Consider the following 16,622-nt stretch of genomic DNA (forward strand, 5'->3'; position numbering starts at 1 on the left):
TTAAACCACCGGGCCGCGAAAGCGGCCCGGCGTGATTCCGACTTCACGCTTGAACATGGCGATGAATGCACTGATGTTGTCGTAGCCCAATTCCAGCGCCACCGTCGTCACGGCGCTACCCGCCGCCAGCATTTCCTGGGCCCGCATCAGGCGGGCTTGTTGCCGCCATGCGCCTAGCGGCAGGCCGGTTTCGGCCAGGAAGCGGCGCGCCAAGGTGCGCGGCGCCATGCCGATCCGCGCCGCCCAGGCATCCAACGACCGGGTGTCCGAGGGGTGATCCGAAATGGCTACCGCAAGCTTTTGCAAGCGCGGATCGCCAGGCAGGATCAGCGCCTGGTTGGCCAGGGGTAGGGTGCGTATTTCGTCCCGAATCAATTCCAGCACGCGGTTGCGCGCGGCGGCTGTCTCATTGCCATTCCACGATGCGGCGCGGTCCACGGCCGCCAGCAGCAAGGCTGATGTTTGCAGCACGCGGGCAGTGGTGGGCATGCCCGCGCAGGCCGTGGGACTCAGGTAGGCGCTATAGCCCGCGTAAGGTCCGTGCGACTGCAAGCCATGGGGCTGGCCGGGCGGAATCCACACCGCGTGCGCGGACGGCACCACCCATTGCCGCGCGCCCGCAACCACCGTCACCAAGCCGCGATAGGCGCCCAGCAATTGGCCGCGCGCATGCTGGTGCATGGCGGTGTCGCGCAGCAGGCCGTCATCACGGCGCACGGCGATCAGTGCCGGGCCGCGCGCCGATTGGGCCTGTTCGGGGGGCAGCAGGGGAGTCGTCATGTCAGCAGGGGGTGGGTGCGTATGGCATGTGGCGCGTGGCATGTGGTACGTGGCATAGGGCATGTGGCAGAAACACAGTATTCATTGGCCAAAATACCGCAGTAACGCCAACGTGATGCCGCTATCGTAACGCTTGTGTCTCACCATCAGGAGCCAGGCATGCAAGCCAAAGACATCTTGCCGGACGGCATGAACCACAGTGAATTCAACGGCGTGCCGGTGCGCAAGGGCACCGTGGGCGCGTTTCTGGCGAACGCGCGTGTATGCACCGATGCCAAGGCGTCGCCCGAGGCGGTGGCCGAAGCGCGGCGCGACATTCAAGACGCGCTGCCGGCCTTGCAAGCGCTGGGCCTGTTCGATGTGCTGGAACTGCGCGACCCTGACTTGCGGGCGTGGATCCACACGCTGACGCCGGGCCGTCACTGAGGCGCGTGGCGGCTGGTCTATGATTCAGGGCTGCTTATTTCCAAGCCCGGTCCTGTTTGAGTTTCCGATGCAATACGTGTTGATCAGCTCCTGCCTGTTGGGCAACCCGGTGCGCTATGACGGGCGCGCGGTGCCCAACGATGACGCCGTCCTGGCCCGCTGGCGCGAGGAAGGGCGAGTCGTGCCGGTGTGCCCGGAAGTCGCGGGCGGCATGGCTACGCCGCGTCCGCCCGCCGAGATCGAGCCGGGCAAGCAAGCCGCTGACGTGCTTGCCGGCGGCGCGCGCGTGGTTGCCGTGACGGGAGACGACGTCACCCAAGCATTCGTGCAAGGCGGGCACGCGGCGTTGTCCGTGGCGCGCCAGCAAGGCATTCGCATCGCGGTGCTGAAAGAAGGCAGCCCGTCGTGTGGCAGCGGCTATGTGTATGACGGCCATTACTCCGGCCAGCGGAAAACGGGTGTGGGTATCACGGCCGAACTGCTGATCGGCGCCGGCGTGCATGTCTTCAGCGAAAAGCAATGGGCCGAGGCCGAGGCTTGTCTGGCACGGTTGGAGGCGCACGATGTGGCTTAGCGCGGCAGCCGTTGTGTTGGCGGCGCTGGTCATGGCGGCGTGGGGCGGACGGGCGGCGAGGCGGTCGGGTGGTAAGGACGAAGTGCGCCGCCATCCGTGGCGTGCGCGCGTTGGCGCCGTGCTGTGCCTGGGGCTGTCCGCCTTCTTCTACTACGCCTGGTATGCGTTCTATTGGAAGTGGGACTTCAACGAATTGGGTCGCTATTACGATCCGGTGGACCAGGTGGTCTACACGTCGTCAGGTTTTGTGTGGGTGTTGCCGGCGACGGCATTGCTGGCCGCCGGATTGGTACTGGCGTGGCGCGCTTGGCGGCGCCACGCCCGCTGACAGGCTTTATTGGCTGCGGTAACCGCGGCTGGTCATGCAAGAGTCCAGCGAATGGTTGTACGAGTCCACCATCACTTGCGTCGTCCATTGCGAAATGGTGGCTGGGTTGTAGCCGCTTTGGTTCATGGCCCAACGCTGGCAATCGGTGGTGGCGCTGGCCTGGGCGGCGCTGACCTTGGGCGCGGCCTCGTATTGCACGGGTGCGTATTGCGGCTGCGATTCAAGCTGCGATTGCGGTTGCGCATAGGCAACGGACGGGTCGGCGTACACGGGCGGCGCGTCGTAGACGGGCGCGGCATAGATGGGCGGGCTGGTGTAGGCAATGCCAGGCGACGCATAAACGCTGGTCTGCGCATAACTGGGGCCAGAGTTGGCTGCCAGCAATAGGCCAACGGTGGCCAGCGCGAAAGCGCCGCCTATCCACCAACCGTCCGAGCTGCTACCGCCGCCGCCATGGTGGTGATGACCACCGCCGCCGTAATAGCCGCCGTGGTAACCACCGCCGCCGCCCCAACCACCGCCACGGCCGCCCGCCATCGCGGGCGCACTTGCCACGGCAAGCGCCAACGTCACGGCAACCATCCGGCCTGTAAACCGTTTCATGATCTTGCTCCTGTTCGCCTGGCGCGGACATAGTAGAAATGCGCTCGGCGATAGCGCTACTTTACTGCTGCCGAGGCACAAAAAGTTGTTGCAAAAGCTACGGGCATTTCAAGTGACTTCAAGGTGTAGGGAAGGGGCGGGGAAGCGGCCCGGAGGGCATGGGGAGCCGCGTTTGTCGCGAAATCGAGACGGCTTGGTTTCAGTAATTTGTAAGCTTTTCGGTTGGCCCCGTGGCGGGCGTTGTAATGCCGTGACATCGCGTTGCGGGAAGGCCGTGCGAACTAGTAGCGCAAAGCTATGAAGCAGGGTACTTTCTCGCGATGATGACGGCACGACCCCCTTCTTTATCGCAAGACAAGCGTCTCACCAAAGGTGAACGTACCCGCTTACAGCTTTTGCAAGTTGCCGCGGCGGAATTCGCCGAACGCGGGTTCCAACACACGCGTATCAGTGACATCGTCGCCCGCGCCGGGGTCACCCAACCCGTCTTCTATCAGTACTTTTCAAGCAAGCAAGCCGCCTACGACGAACTGGTCGGCATGTTCGCGCAACGCTTGCGCCAGGCGATCAGCCAGGCGCGGCTGCCGGCTGATTTGGACGGCGCCGAGTTGGCCGATCGCATTCGTGGCGGCGTGCTGGGCCTGCTTGCCATCCTGCAAGAAGACCGCAACCTGACCCGCATCGGCTTTTTTCAAGTAGCGGCGGCGGAATCCTTGAAGGACGAGCTGGTGACGATGATTGCCGACAACATTCGCGCCGAGCAGCAGGCAGGCCTGTTCCGCACCGAGGTTTCAGCGGATTGGTTCGCACAATCACTGATGGGCATCATCGAACGCTTCACGCGCCAAGCGCCCGACGCGCAACAGCAACAGGCCGTTGCCACGTTTATTACGGACGTGCTGCTAAACGGTATCCGCCGCCCGTAGGGTGGGTGAAGCGCGGCACGCTGGTATCCGGCTCCCGTAGGATGGGTGAAGCGCGGCACGCCGGCGAAAAAAATGCAGATAGACAACGCGCGCAACCCATCAAGCAACGTCAGAGCCATAACAGCTTCAGCCACATCGTCAGAGCCAAAACAGCTTCAGCCACATCGCATCGGCTGCATGATGGGTTACGCGCGTTTGGCTCTGGTTTTCTTGTTTCGATCTTCCCGCGCTTCACCCATCCTACGGGTTCGGCTTTGGCCGCCCCTGTGCTGCTGAACGGTATCCGCCTCCCGTAGGATGGGTGAAGCGCGGCATGCTGGCGAAAAAAACGCAGATAGACAACGCGCGCAACCCATCAAGCAACGTCAGAGCCAAAACAGTTTCAGCCACATCGCATCGGCTGCATGATGGGTTACGCGCGTTTTGGTCTGGTTTTCTTGTTTTGATCTTCCCGCGCTTCACCCATCCTACGGGCTCGGCTTTGGCCGCCCCTGTGCTGCTGAACGGTATCCGCCTCCCGTAGGATGGGTGAAGCGCGGCACGCCGGCGAAAAAAACGCAGATAGACAACGCGCGCAACCCATCAAGCAACGTCAGAGCCAGAACAGCTTCAGCCACATCGCATCGGCTGCATGATGGGTTACGCGCGTTTGGCTCTGGTTTTCTTATTTCGATCTTCCCGCGCTTCACCCATCCTACGGGTTCGGCTTTTGCCGCCACTGTGCTGCTGAACGGTATCCGCCTCCCGTAGGATGGGTGAAGCGCGGCACGCTGGCGAAAAAAACGCAGATAGACAACGCGCGCAACCCATCAAGCAACGTCAGAGCCAAAACAGCTTCAGCCACATCGCATCGGCTGCATGATGGGTTACGCGCGTTTGGGTCTGGTTTTCTTGTTTCGATCTTCCCGCGCTTCACCCATCCTACGGGTTCGGCTTTTGCCGCCAATGTGCTGCTGAACGGTATCCGCCGCCCGTAGGATGGGTGAAGCGCGGCATGCTCGCGAAAAAAAAGCAGACAGACAACGCGCGTAACCCATCAAGCAACGTCAGAGCCAGAACAGTTTCAGCCACATCGCATCGGCTGCATGATGGGTTACGCGCGTTTGGCTCTGGTTTTCTTATTTTGATCTTCCCGCGCTTCACCCATCCTACGGTTCGGCTTTTGCCGCCACTTTTCTGCGTACAACACCAGCGGGATCGCGCATGCCGCGCAGGCGGCCATGGTCATGAAACCGCCGGGCGCATAGCTGCGGTATAGCGCGCCGCCCAACTGGATGCTGGCGAACATGAATACGCCGCCTGACAGCAAGGCATACAGCGCAATCGCCGAGGTCTTGCAGGCGGCGGGGACGTGGCGGGTGATGTACCACATGATGGCCGCGTTGTTCCCGGCCAGCGTGAAGCACTGCAGAAGCTGCAACGCCGCTATCTGCGCCGGGTCCGTCGTGGCGGACAATCCCGCCCAGCGGATTACCGTCATCATTGCCGATGCCAGGATCAACCGTTGCGCGCTGGTGCGTGCCAGGATCTTGGGCGCCAGAAAGAAGAACAGGACTTCGCTGACAACCCCCACCGCCCACAGCATCGAGATCACCGCGGTCGACAGGCCGCTGGCCGTCCAGTAGAGCGTGGAATAGGAATACAGGAAGCCGTTGCTGGCTTGCACGAGCGAGGCCGCGCCGATACACATCAGCAGCGGCCGGTTGCGTAGCACTTCCAACATTGGCAGCCGCACGGGCCGCCCCGGTGCCTCGCCCGACGCAGGCTGCGGCGTCTCGTCCGAAGCAGGCTTCCCCGGCGCCTCGACCGACGCAGGCTGCGGCGTCTTGTCCCAAGCAGGCTTCCCCGGCACCTCGCCCGACGCAGGCTGCGGCGTCTCGTCCGAAGCAGGCTTCCCCAGTGCCTCGCCCGACGCAGGCTGCGGCGTCTCGTCCGAAGCAGGCTTCCCCGGCACCTCGACCGACGCAGGCTGCGGCGTCTCGTCCGAAGCAGGCCGCCCCGGCGTCTCGCCCGACGCAGGTCGCCCCAGCATGTCGACCGAAGCAGGCCGCCCCGCGCGGGGCAATAAACGGACGCAAGCCAGGCACGCGATGATCAACAGGATCGACAGCCACATCACCCAGTCGGCGTTAAACGTCTTGATCAGATAGCCGCCCGCCATCGTCACCACGGCGAAGCCCAGCGAACCGCAGGCCCGCATGATGGTGTAGGAATTACCTTGTGCCCGGCCGCTGGCGATGGCCATGCGGTCCATCAAGGGCAGCACCGCCGGAAATACCGCGTTCAGCAACAAGGTAGTGCCCAACAGCCAGCCCGCCCCATGCATGAACGGATAGCAGATGAACAACACCAGCGAGGCCGCCAACGCCGACGCAATCAAGGCATGCGCGCGACCGGTCTGGTCGGCCACGTGAGCAACGACCGGGGTGGACAGGATCTTCGGCAGGAATGACGTGGCGACGATCAGGCCGATCGTCGCTGCGTCCAGGCCACGGCTGGCGAACCACAAAGGCAGAAAAGGGATGCTGACGCCCTGCAAGCCGTAATACAGGAAGTAGAAACCGTGCAACGCAATGGCGCCTTGTCTGGCGTCGGGATTGCCGCGCATAGCGATAAGTGAATCTGGCTAAGACGAAGCGGCGTAGCATACTCCCCGGCTTGGGGCGGGGGGAGGGGCCGCTGGATATCCCGACGCGACGCTACCTGAACAGATATCTGGGCACCAGCCACACATACGCCACCATGCCGAACAGTTCCACCAGTGACTGCGCCACGATGACCACGGCCGCTACCTCCCAGCCGGCAGGAAGCAGCAGGGCCAAGGGCAGCACCACGAATGAATTGCGGGTGCCCATGCTGAATGCCAGCGTGCGTCCTTGTTCGACGGGCAGGCGAAGCGTGCACGCAATGGCCTTGGCCAGCAAGGCGGCGGCCATCAGGAAGAGCGCGAACGCGGGCAGCGTCTGTTGCAGTGCATCCGTGGCGCGCGCGACGGTGCCCACCTGTGCGCCCGCAATCAGGAACACCACCAGCGACAGCAGCGGCACCGGCCACCAGGCCAAGGCGTCTCGCAGGCGTTCGGCTTTGGGATGGGCCTGGATCCACCGTTCCGTCAGCGCCGCGCCGGCCAGGGGCGCCAGCACGATGAATACGGCGGGGGCCAGCGTGGCCCAATCCCATGAGCCCAGGCTTTGCGTGTCCGCCATCAGCCAAAGGTACAGCGGCAGCAGGGCCAATTGCAGCACCAGATTCAGCGGCGTGATGGCTATGGCACGGGGCACGTCGCCCTTGCCCAGTTGGCTGAATATGATGAACCAGTCCGTGCAAGGCACCAGCAGCACCAACAGCACGCCCAGCCGCACTACCGGATCAAAGTCGAACGCCTCCACCAGCACCCATGCCAGCAGCGGAAGCACCACGAAGTTGCCCAGCAGCACGGCTAACGAGAAGCGCCGGTCGCGCAGGGCGTTTCGCACATGCAGCAGCGGTACTTGGAGGAAGGTGGCGAACAGCAGCGCGGCCAGGGTGGGCCACAACAAGGCTTCCATGGCGGGGCCGACCCGTGGCCATGCGGTGCCGGCGGCCAAACCCAAGCCGATGGCAAGCAGATAGGTCCAGACCTGATAGCGTTCCAGCGTCAGGCGGGTCATGAGCAGGCCCCCGCCGTGGTGGTGCGTACAGATAAGTGTGGACAATTGCCGTTCATCGCGGTGGCGCTCAGACTGGCTCTGTCGCCCAGCCTTGCCCTGTCGCTCAGGCTTGCTCCGTCAATCACGCCTGCTCCATAACCCATGCCTGCCGTGTCACCCCTGCTTGGGAAACCCGCCGTTTGCCCATTCAGACGCCCGCTGCACGCTCAGCTTGTACGTCGGCACCACGTGGACTTGCGCCACTTGTTCGCCGGATTCGTCGTAGGCGCTTAGCACGGCATACGGCTCGTAGTCGTCGGGCACGATGTCCAGCTTGATGGTCAGGCGGCCGGCCTCGGTGTCGATCTTCACGCTCTTGTGCAGCGTGGCATGCAATTGCTGCTCGTGGCGGCGCAGGACTTCGTTGGCGGTCTTGACCAAGGTGATGAACGCCGGCGAGTCCAGTGGCTTGGGGTTCTTTTTGTCACGGCCCATGGTCCAGGGGCCGACCAGGGCGGGTTCGGCTTGCCCGTCCAGGGTCATCTCCACGGCCCAGCCGTCATCGTCTTCATTCTTGATGATGCGGGCCGTCCAGCCGTCATCGCGCCAAAGCCTGGCTTCCTGTTCCTTGCGGTCTTCGGACATACCGGCGTCGTCGGGGGTGGAGGTGTCTGTCACTGCGGTACTGCTCCTGGATTTCTGTGCTTGAACATCGGCACTGTAGCCGAATGCCGGCGTTGCCTTCCGGCGCACGGGATCCTTGCACGACAATTTGGCACGACCACGTCGGGGCGGGCGCAGTCAAGGCGTCCGCCCCGATATCGTTCCTAGATGCCTTGGCCGCCGGATATCTCGATCCGCTGGGCGTTGATCCATCTATTGTCCTCGGCCAGCAGGTTTGCCACCGCCGGCCCGATGTCGTCCGCCACGCCCACACGGCCCAGCGCCGTCATCTCCGCGAAGAATCTGTTGAACTCCGCCGTGTCGCGCACCGCGCCGCCGAAGAAATCGGTCTCGATCGCGCCCGGCGCCACCACGTTGACGGCAATGTTGCGGCTGCCCAGCTCCTTGGCCAGGTAGACGGTCAGCACCTCGACCGCGCCCTTGACCGCCGCATAGACAGACCAGCCGGGGGCAGAGACACGGGTCAGGGCGGTCGATAGATTCACGATGCGGCCCCCATCCGCGACCAGCGGCAGCAGGGCCTGGGTCAAAAAGAACACGCCTTTGAAGTGCACGTCGACCAATCGGTCGAACTGCGCCTCGGTCGTCTCGGCGATCAAGGCTACATCGCCATGGCCGGCGTTGTGGACGATGTGATCAATCGTGTCGCGGTGCCAGGTGTCGCGCAGCGTGACCTTCAGGCGCTGGACGAATGCGGGAAAGGCGGACGTGTCGCCGACATCCAATTGCAGGGCGACCGCCTTGCGGCCCATCTGTTCGATGTCGGCCACAACGGCCTGGGCATCCGTTTCGCGGCTTTGGTAGGTAAAGACAACATCGCCGCCTTTGCGGGCGATATTCAGGGCGGCGCTACGGCCCAGGCCACGGCTGCCGCCGGTGATGAAGGAAATGCTTGTCATGCTCAGGCTCCCTGGTGATAGAAAATCAGAATGTGATTCTGAAGCGCCCGATCCCCGCGGCCTTTGCCTGAATCGTGATGTTCTTGGCCTGTTTCTACAAAGGTGAGGTCCCGGCCGCGAAATGTCCGTTACGATCACCGCGAACGAAGATCACTGCGCCAGCGTATGAACGACCCCCTGCTCAGAGCTGTCCGACGTTACGTCGAGGCAAACGCCAACCCCAGCGGCGTGGCCCCAACCCCCATCCCCGGCTTGACCGCCATTCGGTCCGCCCAGCCCAGCGGGCTGGAATATGCCATCTCGCGACCCCTGGCCTGCCTGGTGTTACAGGGCAGCAAACGGGTCTCGATGGGCACCCGTACCGTTGACTTCACCGCAGGCGATTCGCTGCTGATTACGGCGGATGTGCCGACCGTCAGCCAGATCACGGCCGCCAGCGCCGACCAGCCATATATTTCGCTGGTGTTGGATCTGGACATGGCGGTTATTGCGGAACTGGCCGTCGACATGAAACTGCGCCCCGTGGCGCAAGACGCTGCGGTTCTCGTCGAACCCACGGATGCCGAAGTTGCTGACGCCGCGCTGCGCTTGATGCGCCTGATGGATCGGCCCGACGCGTTGCCCGTACTGCAAGCGCAAGGCTTGCGCGAGATGCACTACTGGCTGTTGGCCGGCCGGCATGGCGGCGCGATTCGTCAGCTTGGCGGGCCGGGCAAGCACGCCCAACGCATTGCGCGTGCCATTGCCCTGATTCGATCCGAATTCACACAGCCGCTGCCGATGGAGCGGCTGGCGGCCGAGGCCGGCATGAGCCCGTCGTCGTTCTACCAGCATTTCCGCGCGGCGACCTCGCTGTCGCCGCTGCAATTCCTGAAGCAGTTGCGCTTGATCGAGGCCAGGCGCTTGATGGCCACGGGCGATGTGTCGGCCAGCAGCGCGGCGTTTTCAGTGGGCTACGAAAGCGTGCAGCAGTTCACCAGGGAGTACCGCCGCCTGTTCGGCTTGCCCCCGGGCAAAGCCTCGGAAGCGCTGCGGGCCCACATCGCCGAGGCGCAGGCGTAAGCTTGCATGGCGAATGCCGGCGTGGAGTCTGGCAGGGATAGGCGAGCGTCGGTGAAGTCGGTGACGTAGGTGACGCACGTGAAGTATGGGACGTATGAAAAATATGGGACATAGGGAGAACACCATGGGCCTGGCATTCAGCGATCCGATGCATGACGAGTTTGGCACCTGGCCGGTTGCCTACATTCCGTATGGCGGTGCGGATATGGGCGAGATCCTTGCCGTTGGCCAGGCGGTGGGCGACGGCGACGACAGCGCTTTTCATGAAGCCTGGATGGCAGCGGGCGACCGTTTGGCGGACGAAGCCGTTCAAACGCAAAACCGTGGCCTGCGCGCCAGCGCAAAAGACCTGTTCCTGCGCGCCAGCGTGTTCTATTCCGCGTCTTACCATCCGCTGTATGGCCCGCAGCGCGACCCGCGCCTGCTGGCGGCCTTTCGCAAGCAGATTGATGCGTTTGACAAGGGGCTGGCGCTGTCCGACGTCCCAATTGCACCGATGCGGATTCCGTTCGAAGGCACTTCCATGCCGGCCTACCTGATTCCGGCTGTCGGGCGGGAACAGGAAACCCGTCCGCTGGTCATCTTCACCAATGGGTACGACGGCACCGTCACGGATCTTTATTTCGCCTCTGCCGTGGCGGCGTCGCGCCGTGGCTACCATTGCCTGATTTTTGATGGGCCAGGGCAGGGCGAAATGTTGGTTGAGCAGCGCATTTATCTACGCCCAGACTGGGAAACCGTCATCGCGGCGGTGGTTGATGTGGCGCTTGGATTCAACATCGTCGACCCCAAGCGCATCGTGCTCAGCGGCTGGAGCCTGGGCGGCTATCTGGCTCCGCGCGCCGCATCCCAAGAGCATCGCCTTGCCGCATGCATCGCCGACCCCGGGTTATGGGGCATGCCCGGGCCGTTCCGCGCGCTTGCCCTCAAGCTGGGCGCATCGCCCGACTCGGTATCGGACCTGGGGAATCTTGATGACAAGACCCTGGCGCAATTCGAGCAGGTGATCGCGAACGACCCCGGCCTTAAGTGGAAGATTTACCAGCGCGGCTTCTGGACCCACGGGGTCGACAACCTACGCGATTTCCTGCGCAGCGCGGAACCGTTCACCATGGACGGGCGCGCCGGCGCCATCTCATGCCCGGTGTTGATGACGCATGCCGAACAGGATGGCTTGTCTGCCGGCGCCCAGGCCTTCTTTGAGCAGCTTCAAAGCCCGACAAAAACCCTGCTTCGATTCAGTGCCGCCGAAGGCGCCGGCATGCACTGCGAGATGCGAAACAGGTCGCTCTTGAACCGCAGGGTTTTTGACTGGCTGGACGAGGTGCTTTCCCGCTAGCCCGAAGCAACGGCCAGCACAGGCCAGCACCAGTCAGCCAGGCCCGTATCAGCCCGCCTTGCCCGGCGCGGGCGTGTTCAGCAACTGCTGCTCCCACAGGTACGCGATGCCGCTGCCGCCGGCATGCTGCGTGATCACTTCGGTCAAGGCGGCGGCTTGTTCGGCGCGCGCCCAGTCCCGCTGCCATTCGGCCGCCACCGCCAGCCAGGTCATCATGTTGGCGCCGGCCGCGATCATGCGCTGGATGGCCACCTGATGGGCCTCGACCGACACCGCGCCCGACGCATCGGTGACCACGGTGACGTCCCAACCCTCACCCAGGGCCTGGATGGTGGGCATGGCCACGCACACCTCGGTCCACAGGCCGGCGATGATCAATTGCTTGCGGCCCGTGGCCTTGACCGCGTCGACCACCCGCTGGTCCTGCCAGGTGTTGATGAGCGTGCGGTCAATGACTTCGTGCTTGGGAAACACCTCGGTGATCTGGGGGAAGAGAAGCCCGCCCCGTTCAGCGATCACGGTGGTCAGGATGGTGGGCACGCCGAAGGCGCGCGCGGCCTTGGCCAGACCCGCCGTGTTGTTGATCACCATCTGCGGTTCGTGGCTGTTCACGTTTGCAAGCTGGTAAGGCTGGTGGTCGATCAGAACAAGTACCGAATCCTCGGGACGAAGCAGGGAATCAAGGCCGTTGCGAAAAGTCATTGATGCATCCTTATTGCTGTGGGGTCAGAGAGTGGCTCCAAGGCGTGTGCGCCAGTGTGGCGTTGCCCGGAACCCTATTCTGTTGTTCCTGAATTCGATGCGGTAGTACCATTTTGCGCTGAGCTGTGTCGCAGAATGGGGAACGTCAAAGTGGATATCGAAGCGCTACGTACATTCGTTGCAGTTGCTGATACCGGGGGAATTTCGTCTGCCGCGCTTCGGCTGGGGGTGTCGAAATCCATCGTCAGCCGTCGGCTTGCGGGACTGGAATCAGAGCTGGGTGTCGTGTTGCTGGCGCGGACGACACGCGGCGCGGCGCTGACCGAAGCCGGGGCCGCGTTTCGCAACCATGCTGCCCGCGTCTGCGCGGAAATCGACGTGGCCCGCGAAGCGATTCTGCCGGCCGGCGAGCTACGCGGGCGCTTGCGTGTGTCCGCGCCGCTGTCTTTCGGCGGGGCTCACTTCGCGCCCATTCTTGCCGAGATGGCGCGACGCCATCCCCAGCTTCATATCCAGACCTGCTACAGCGACCGCTTCGTGGACATCATCGCGGAAGGCTACGACTGCGCGATACGGGTGGGCTATCTGCCGGACTCGAACCTGGTCGCGCGACGTATCGGCCCGGTGCTTGGAAAGCTTGTTGCCAGCCCGGACTACATCAAGGCGCATGGGTCGCCCGAGACGCCGGAAGATCTGGTCGCCAATCACCAGGCGCTGATGCAAGGCACCGAGGCGTGGCAACTCAAGGATGGTGACAAGATCATCACGGTTCGTCCGCAAGGGCGCTTCAAGGCGGACAACGGCACGGCTTTGGTTGCGGCGGCGGTCGCCGGACTGGGCATTGGGTATCTGCCGGATTGGCTTACCCACGAACACCTGGCCAGCGGGGCGCTCGTGCCGGTGATGACCCGTTATCCGCCGCCGCCGGCAGGCGCCTATGTGGTCCGGCCGCCCGGTCAGCATCCCGCCAGAAAGATACGGGTGCTGACCGAACTCTTGATCGAGTATTGCGACCAGGCCGAGCACCCGGTGTAGGCGTCTGCCCGCGTTGCGATTAACGAGCGATGCTGCGCGCGGCGGCGTCGATGGAGTCGGCCACGGTCTTCGGTTGGGTGAAGAAAGCCACGTGACTCCCCACGACCTCGGAACGCACGGCGCCAATGCGATCCGCCGTGTGGCGCAGCAGCTTCGGGTCGATCGCCTTGTCTTGGGTGGCGATGATGGCCCAGCTTGGCTTGGTTTTCCAGGCGGCGTGGCTCACCTTGGCATTGAAGATCTGCATGTTGATCGGCACTTGCGAATCGCGCAGGAAGGCGGCGTCGGCGTTGGTCGTGTCGCCGGCGAAGCCGATCTTGAACTTTTCAAGGTTGACGAAACCGTAGCCATCTTTCTGCGTCTCGATCACGAATTCAGGCGGGGGCGGGATGTCCTTGAACTGTGATGCCGTGGTCTCGCCGACGTCGGGCGCCAGCGCGGAAACATAGACCAGGCCCGCCACCTTGGCATCGACGCCGGCTTCCGTGATCACCGTTCCGCCGTAAGAGTGGCCGACAAGAAGCGTCGGGCCGTCCTGGCGATCCAGTACGCGCTTCGTGGCGGCAACGTCATCGGCCAACGACGTCAGCGGGTTCTGAACCACCGTGACGCGGTAGCCGCGCCCGGTCAGTTCGTTGTACACGCCGCGCCATCCCGAGCCGTCGGCAAAAGCACCGTGGACCAGCACCACATTGCGCACGACCTGCTTGGCGGCAATGGGTTCGGCGGCGTGGGTGAGGGTGGCCGCTGCAATACCCACGATGGCGGTCGTGGCGGCGAGGAGGGCTTTGATCTTCATGGTAGGGTCCTTTTGGTTGTGTGATAAGAATTATCGCGATAACTAACTGCGAGGAACGAATGCTAGGGCGTGTTTTCAGGCGCGTCAAGCGATAAATGTTATCGCGATATATATTCTTGCAGCATGTTATTCTTCGCGCACCCTGGAGCGATGCCATGAGCGCTAAAAAAGACACGTCCCCGCCGCCGCTGGACGGCCAGCTTTGCTATGCCGTGTATTCGGCCGGCATCGCTATCCAGCGCATCTACAAGCCCTTGCTGGACAAGATGGGGCTGACCTATCCGCAGTACCTGGTGCTGAACGTGCTTTGGCGGGAAGACAGCCAGACCGTCAGCGGCATCGCGGAAAAATTGGCCCTGGAACCCAGCACGCTGACGCCGCTTCTGAAGCGGTTGGAAGTGGCAGGCTTTCTGGGCCGCGTGCGCAACCCGGACAATGAACGCCAAGTGGTGGTGGCACTGACCGAGCGCGGCCGTCAGCTTCAAAATACGTCAGGCTGCCTGGGCGAATCCTTGCTGGCCGCGTCTGGCCAGTCGCCCGCCGAACTTGCTGAGCTGAATACGCAGATTCGGCAGCTGCGTGACGCGATCTACACGCATCTGGACGGCTGGACTCCGCCTGCGTAGGGGGTCGAAAGATGCTTGGGTTCGCAGGATTGTTAATCCAGGCTGAACACCTTGCTAAGCATCGTGCATCTAGTGCGCTAAGCGCGGGCTACCTACCATGGTCCTACCTTTCACCCACAAGGTTCGACCATGCAACGACGCGACATCCTGCGCCAGGGCGCCGCCCTGGCCACCACACTGGCCGCAACCCCTTTTTTTCGCGCCGCCTACGCGCAGTCCGCCGCGCCCCACTGGACCACGGCGGCCGCGCCGTCGCTGGCGCGCCAGGAACTCTATCCCGAGGTGCTCGACGGCCGCATCTATGTGGCCGGCGGACTGCTGACGCCCAACACCGGGTATTCCGCGCACTTCGAATCCTATGACCCGGCTACCGACCGATGGACGCGGCTTGCGACCTTGCCCGAAGCGCGCCACCACATCGCACTTGCGGCTGCCGGCGGCCTGATCTACGGCGCGGGCGGCTTCAGCGGCGGGTTTCCGAACTGGCGCGCCCAGGCCTCGACCTACGTCTACGACCCGCGCGGGAATCGCTGGCGTGACGGCGTTGCGATTCCCTATCCCTCGGCCGAAGGGGTCTTCGCGGCCATCGCAGACCGGCTTTATCTGGTGGGCGGGCGCATCCGTGCCCACGAAGACGCGCGCCATTTCAATGACCACGTGGATACCGCGCAAGCCATGATGTTCGACCCGGTCACCGGGCGGTGGTCGGCCATTGCCAATGCACCCACCGCGCGCAACAGCGCGGCGGCGGCGGTCATCGATGGGCGTCTCTTTGTTGTGGGCGGAAGGCAGGCCATCAAGCAGGCCGACGGATCGCTGCGCCAGGTCAATGTGCCGCAACTAGAGGTTTACGATCCGAAGACCAATCGCTGGACCGTCCGCGCGCCCATGCCCCAGGCCCAAGGCGGCCTGGCTGCCGCCACCTATGACGGTCGCCTGTACGTGTTCGGCGGGGAACAATGGGTGCCTGAGCAGAAGGTGTTCGACAACGCCTGGGTCTACGATCCGGCCAGCGATCGGTGGCGCGCGCTGCCGCCGTTGCCCACGCCCCGGCACGGCCTGGGTGCGGCCACCTTGGGCAATCGCATCCATGTGATCGGGGGCGGCACGCGCGTCGGCGGCGACCATGCCAGCGCCGTGCATGAAGTGCTGGTGCTAGGCGACGCGTAGGCCTGGCTGCGCACCGCCGGCATCAAGACCAGTCGTAATCGCGGACGTACGCCAGAAATGCGCGCATCGCCGCGCTAGGGTGGCGGCGGCTGGGGTAGTACAGGCACCAGCTTGGCAGCGTCTGCTTCCAGTCGACAAGCAGTTCGACCAGGCTGCCTTGTTCGATAGATTCGCGCACGTAATCCTCGAACAGATGCGCGATGCCCGCGCCCGCCAGCGCGGCCTGAAGCTCCTGCTGCGCGGAACTCAGCGTCAAGCGTCCTTGGGGCGCAAACTCTTCGGCCTTGCCGTCTTTGGCGAACTTCCAGGTGACGGTCGTGCCGCCTGGAAAGCGGCGCCGGATGCAGTCGTGCGCCGCCAGGTCGGCGGGCAGGGCGGGGCGCGGATACTTCTGAAGATAGGCCGGCGATGCCACGATCGCGTAGCGCAGCGGCGCGCCCAAGGGCATGGCGACCATGTCCTGCGCCAACTGCGTGCCAAAGCGCACGCCCGCATCGAAACCTTGCTCCACGATATCGACAATGGCTGCATCACTGATGATCTCGACCTTCACGTCCGGGTACGTCTCCATGAAGCGAAACGCCAACGGACACAGTACGTGGTCCACGGCAGGCCCCGGCGCGTTGATGCGCAAGGTGCCGGTGGGGTTCTCGCGAAACTGATTCAGCTCGTCGACGGCGGCCCGGATGTCGAGCAGGGCGGGCGTCAGCCGCTCAAGCAGGCGCTCGCCCGCTTCGGTGGGCGCCACGCTGCGGGTGGTGCGGTTCAACAGCCGAATGCCTAGCGTGGCTTCAAGCGCCGTAATGGACTGGCTGATCGCCGACGACGAAACGCCCCGCCTGAGCGCCGCCGCCCGAAAACCGCCGTGCCGCACCACATCCGCAAAGATCTCCAGACTGTCCAGGCGCAGCGATGACATGGTGAATTTTCCGCTTGAGTGGTTGGGTATGCAGGGGTGAGGCGGGCGGGAAGATGGCCGATGTCGCCCGCCCGCAGTCCGTGAATTTACGGCATTTCAGGAGTGAACCGCTTGGTTAGCC

The 16,622-nt window shown here is 63.7% G+C and carries 20 protein-coding genes; 11 read left to right on the forward strand and 9 right to left on the reverse strand.

What is annotated here, in order from left to right; genetic code table 11:
* Nucleotides 1-780, reverse strand: a complete 780-nt coding sequence (locus M2361_RS05620) for a helix-turn-helix domain-containing protein (RefSeq protein ID WP_259246796.1) — start codon at nucleotides 778-780, stop codon at nucleotides 1-3.
* Nucleotides 781-939: 159 nt separating this feature from the next.
* Here M2361_RS05620 and M2361_RS05625 point away from each other — a divergent pair, with 159 nt between their 5' ends.
* From M2361_RS05625 to M2361_RS05635, 3 genes are all read left to right on the forward strand, one after another.
* Nucleotides 940-1,206, forward strand: coding sequence for a hypothetical protein (locus tag M2361_RS05625; protein ID WP_259246798.1), 267 nt, complete (start codon nucleotides 940-942; stop codon nucleotides 1,204-1,206).
* Nucleotides 1,207-1,273: 67 nt separating this feature from the next.
* Nucleotides 1,274-1,780, forward strand: a complete 507-nt coding sequence (locus M2361_RS05630) for a DUF523 domain-containing protein (protein ID WP_259246799.1) — start codon at nucleotides 1,274-1,276, stop codon at nucleotides 1,778-1,780.
* Nucleotides 1,770-2,108, forward strand: a complete 339-nt coding sequence (locus M2361_RS05635) for a hypothetical protein (protein ID WP_259246800.1) — start codon at nucleotides 1,770-1,772, stop codon at nucleotides 2,106-2,108. The genes M2361_RS05630 and M2361_RS05635 overlap by 11 nt, the downstream gene beginning before the upstream one ends.
* A 6-nt stretch (nucleotides 2,109-2,114) precedes the next feature.
* On the opposite strand, the gene M2361_RS05640 is transcribed toward M2361_RS05635, so the two are convergent.
* Nucleotides 2,115-2,711 (reverse strand): hypothetical protein, encoded by a 597-nt coding sequence (locus M2361_RS05640; RefSeq protein WP_259246801.1) that lies wholly within the window; start codon nucleotides 2,709-2,711, stop codon nucleotides 2,115-2,117.
* A gap of 320 nt (nucleotides 2,712-3,031) precedes the next feature.
* Between M2361_RS05640 and M2361_RS05645 the strand changes: the two genes are divergently transcribed.
* The 3 genes from M2361_RS05645 to M2361_RS05655 all read left to right on the forward strand — a co-directional run bounded on the left by M2361_RS05645 (nucleotide 3,032) and on the right by M2361_RS05655 (nucleotide 4,614).
* Nucleotides 3,032-3,637 (forward strand): TetR/AcrR family transcriptional regulator, encoded by a 606-nt coding sequence (locus M2361_RS05645; protein WP_259246803.1) that lies wholly within the window; start codon nucleotides 3,032-3,034, stop codon nucleotides 3,635-3,637.
* A gap of 313 nt (nucleotides 3,638-3,950) precedes the next feature.
* Nucleotides 3,951-4,160, forward strand: a complete 210-nt coding sequence (locus tag M2361_RS05650; RefSeq protein ID WP_259246805.1) for a hypothetical protein — start codon at nucleotides 3,951-3,953, stop codon at nucleotides 4,158-4,160.
* Between the two features lie 232 nt (nucleotides 4,161-4,392).
* Nucleotides 4,393-4,614, forward strand: coding sequence for a hypothetical protein (locus M2361_RS05655; RefSeq protein ID WP_259246806.1), 222 nt, complete (start codon nucleotides 4,393-4,395; stop codon nucleotides 4,612-4,614).
* A 116-nt stretch (nucleotides 4,615-4,730) separates the two neighbouring features.
* Here M2361_RS05655 and M2361_RS05660 read toward each other — a convergent pair whose 3' ends face one another.
* From M2361_RS05660 to M2361_RS05675, 4 genes are all read right to left on the reverse strand, one after another.
* Entirely contained in the window at nucleotides 4,731-6,245 is a 1,515-nt protein-coding gene (locus M2361_RS05660; protein WP_259246808.1) for an MFS transporter, read from the reverse strand.
* 91 nt (nucleotides 6,246-6,336) lie between these two features.
* The gene (locus tag M2361_RS05665; protein ID WP_259246809.1) at nucleotides 6,337-7,332 is read right to left on the reverse strand and encodes an arsenic resistance protein; all 996 of its coding nucleotides are present in this window, start codon (nucleotides 7,330-7,332) and stop codon (nucleotides 6,337-6,339) included.
* Nucleotides 7,333-7,440: 108 nt separating this feature from the next.
* A complete protein-coding gene (locus M2361_RS05670) occupies nucleotides 7,441-7,944 on the reverse strand; it encodes a hypothetical protein (protein ID WP_404976277.1) in 504 nt (167 codons plus the stop codon).
* 149 nt (nucleotides 7,945-8,093) lie between these two features.
* A complete protein-coding gene (locus M2361_RS05675; RefSeq protein WP_259246810.1) occupies nucleotides 8,094-8,849 on the reverse strand; it encodes an SDR family NAD(P)-dependent oxidoreductase in 756 nt (251 codons plus the stop codon).
* 165 nt (nucleotides 8,850-9,014) lie between these two features.
* On the opposite strand from M2361_RS05675, the gene M2361_RS05680 reads away from it, so the two are divergent.
* Nucleotides 9,015-9,911, forward strand: coding sequence for an AraC family transcriptional regulator (locus tag M2361_RS05680; RefSeq protein ID WP_259246811.1), 897 nt, complete (start codon nucleotides 9,015-9,017; stop codon nucleotides 9,909-9,911).
* 124 nt (nucleotides 9,912-10,035) lie between these two features.
* Nucleotides 10,036-11,250, forward strand: coding sequence for a S9 family peptidase (locus tag M2361_RS05685; protein ID WP_259246813.1), 1,215 nt, complete (start codon nucleotides 10,036-10,038; stop codon nucleotides 11,248-11,250).
* 48 nt (nucleotides 11,251-11,298) lie between these two features.
* On the opposite strand, the gene M2361_RS05690 is transcribed toward M2361_RS05685, so the two are convergent.
* Entirely contained in the window at nucleotides 11,299-11,952 is a 654-nt protein-coding gene (locus tag M2361_RS05690) for a hydrolase (RefSeq protein ID WP_259246815.1), read from the reverse strand.
* 150 nt (nucleotides 11,953-12,102) lie between these two features.
* On the opposite strand from M2361_RS05690, the gene M2361_RS05695 reads away from it, so the two are divergent.
* Nucleotides 12,103-12,987 carry a LysR family transcriptional regulator gene (locus tag M2361_RS05695; protein ID WP_310508908.1) on the forward strand — a complete coding sequence of 295 codons (885 nt, stop codon included), beginning with the start codon at nucleotides 12,103-12,105 and terminating at the stop codon, nucleotides 12,985-12,987.
* Nucleotides 12,988-13,006: 19 nt separating this feature from the next.
* Here M2361_RS05695 and M2361_RS05700 read toward each other — a convergent pair whose 3' ends face one another.
* Nucleotides 13,007-13,786 (reverse strand): alpha/beta fold hydrolase, encoded by a 780-nt coding sequence (locus M2361_RS05700; protein WP_259246818.1) that lies wholly within the window; start codon nucleotides 13,784-13,786, stop codon nucleotides 13,007-13,009.
* Between the two features lie 155 nt (nucleotides 13,787-13,941).
* Between M2361_RS05700 and M2361_RS05705 the strand changes: the two genes are divergently transcribed.
* A complete protein-coding gene (locus M2361_RS05705; protein WP_111886351.1) occupies nucleotides 13,942-14,412 on the forward strand; it encodes a MarR family winged helix-turn-helix transcriptional regulator in 471 nt (156 codons plus the stop codon).
* 129 nt (nucleotides 14,413-14,541) lie between these two features.
* Nucleotides 14,542-15,582, forward strand: coding sequence for a kelch repeat-containing protein (locus M2361_RS05710; protein WP_259246819.1), 1,041 nt, complete (start codon nucleotides 14,542-14,544; stop codon nucleotides 15,580-15,582).
* A 22-nt stretch (nucleotides 15,583-15,604) separates the two neighbouring features.
* Here M2361_RS05710 and M2361_RS05715 read toward each other — a convergent pair whose 3' ends face one another.
* Entirely contained in the window at nucleotides 15,605-16,501 is an 897-nt protein-coding gene (locus M2361_RS05715) for a LysR family transcriptional regulator (protein WP_259246820.1), read from the reverse strand.
* Nucleotides 16,502-16,622: the final 121 nt, after the last annotated feature.

Origin of the sequence: Achromobacter sp. JUb104 (assembly GCF_024806975.1) — a bacterium.
GTDB classification, from domain to species: domain Bacteria; phylum Pseudomonadota; class Gammaproteobacteria; order Burkholderiales; family Burkholderiaceae_B; genus Achromobacter; species Achromobacter spanius.

What these genes read in the sequence shown, in the direction of transcription:
- M2361_RS05630 (WP_259246799.1), top strand. Translation starts at nt 1,274, where the DNA reads ATGCAATACGTGTTGATCAGCTCCTGCCTGTTGGGCAACCCGGTGCGC.
- M2361_RS05690 (WP_259246815.1), bottom strand. Translation starts at nt 11,952, where the DNA reads ATGACTTTTCGCAACGGCCTTGATTCCCTGCTTCGTCCCGAGGATTCG.
- M2361_RS05675 (WP_259246810.1), bottom strand. Translation starts at nt 8,849, where the DNA reads ATGACAAGCATTTCCTTCATCACCGGCGGCAGCCGTGGCCTGGGCCGT.
- M2361_RS05645 (WP_259246803.1), top strand. Translation starts at nt 3,032, where the DNA reads ATGATGACGGCACGACCCCCTTCTTTATCGCAAGACAAGCGTCTCACC.
- M2361_RS05715 (WP_259246820.1), bottom strand. Translation starts at nt 16,501, where the DNA reads ATGTCATCGCTGCGCCTGGACAGTCTGGAGATCTTTGCGGATGTGGTG.
- M2361_RS05620 (WP_259246796.1), bottom strand. Translation starts at nt 780, where the DNA reads ATGACGACTCCCCTGCTGCCCCCCGAACAGGCCCAATCGGCGCGCGGC.
- M2361_RS05685 (WP_259246813.1), top strand. Translation starts at nt 10,036, where the DNA reads ATGGGCCTGGCATTCAGCGATCCGATGCATGACGAGTTTGGCACCTGG.
- M2361_RS05635 (WP_259246800.1), top strand. Translation starts at nt 1,770, where the DNA reads ATGTGGCTTAGCGCGGCAGCCGTTGTGTTGGCGGCGCTGGTCATGGCG.
- M2361_RS05710 (WP_259246819.1), top strand. Translation starts at nt 14,542, where the DNA reads ATGCAACGACGCGACATCCTGCGCCAGGGCGCCGCCCTGGCCACCACA.
- M2361_RS05660 (WP_259246808.1), bottom strand. Translation starts at nt 6,245, where the DNA reads ATGCGCGGCAATCCCGACGCCAGACAAGGCGCCATTGCGTTGCACGGT.
- M2361_RS05650 (WP_259246805.1), top strand. Translation starts at nt 3,951, where the DNA reads ATGCTGGCGAAAAAAACGCAGATAGACAACGCGCGCAACCCATCAAGC.
- M2361_RS05640 (WP_259246801.1), bottom strand. Translation starts at nt 2,711, where the DNA reads ATGAAACGGTTTACAGGCCGGATGGTTGCCGTGACGTTGGCGCTTGCC.
- M2361_RS05680 (WP_259246811.1), top strand. Translation starts at nt 9,015, where the DNA reads ATGAACGACCCCCTGCTCAGAGCTGTCCGACGTTACGTCGAGGCAAAC.
- M2361_RS05705 (WP_111886351.1), top strand. Translation starts at nt 13,942, where the DNA reads ATGAGCGCTAAAAAAGACACGTCCCCGCCGCCGCTGGACGGCCAGCTT.
- M2361_RS05700 (WP_259246818.1), bottom strand. Translation starts at nt 13,786, where the DNA reads ATGAAGATCAAAGCCCTCCTCGCCGCCACGACCGCCATCGTGGGTATT.
- M2361_RS05625 (WP_259246798.1), top strand. Translation starts at nt 940, where the DNA reads ATGCAAGCCAAAGACATCTTGCCGGACGGCATGAACCACAGTGAATTC.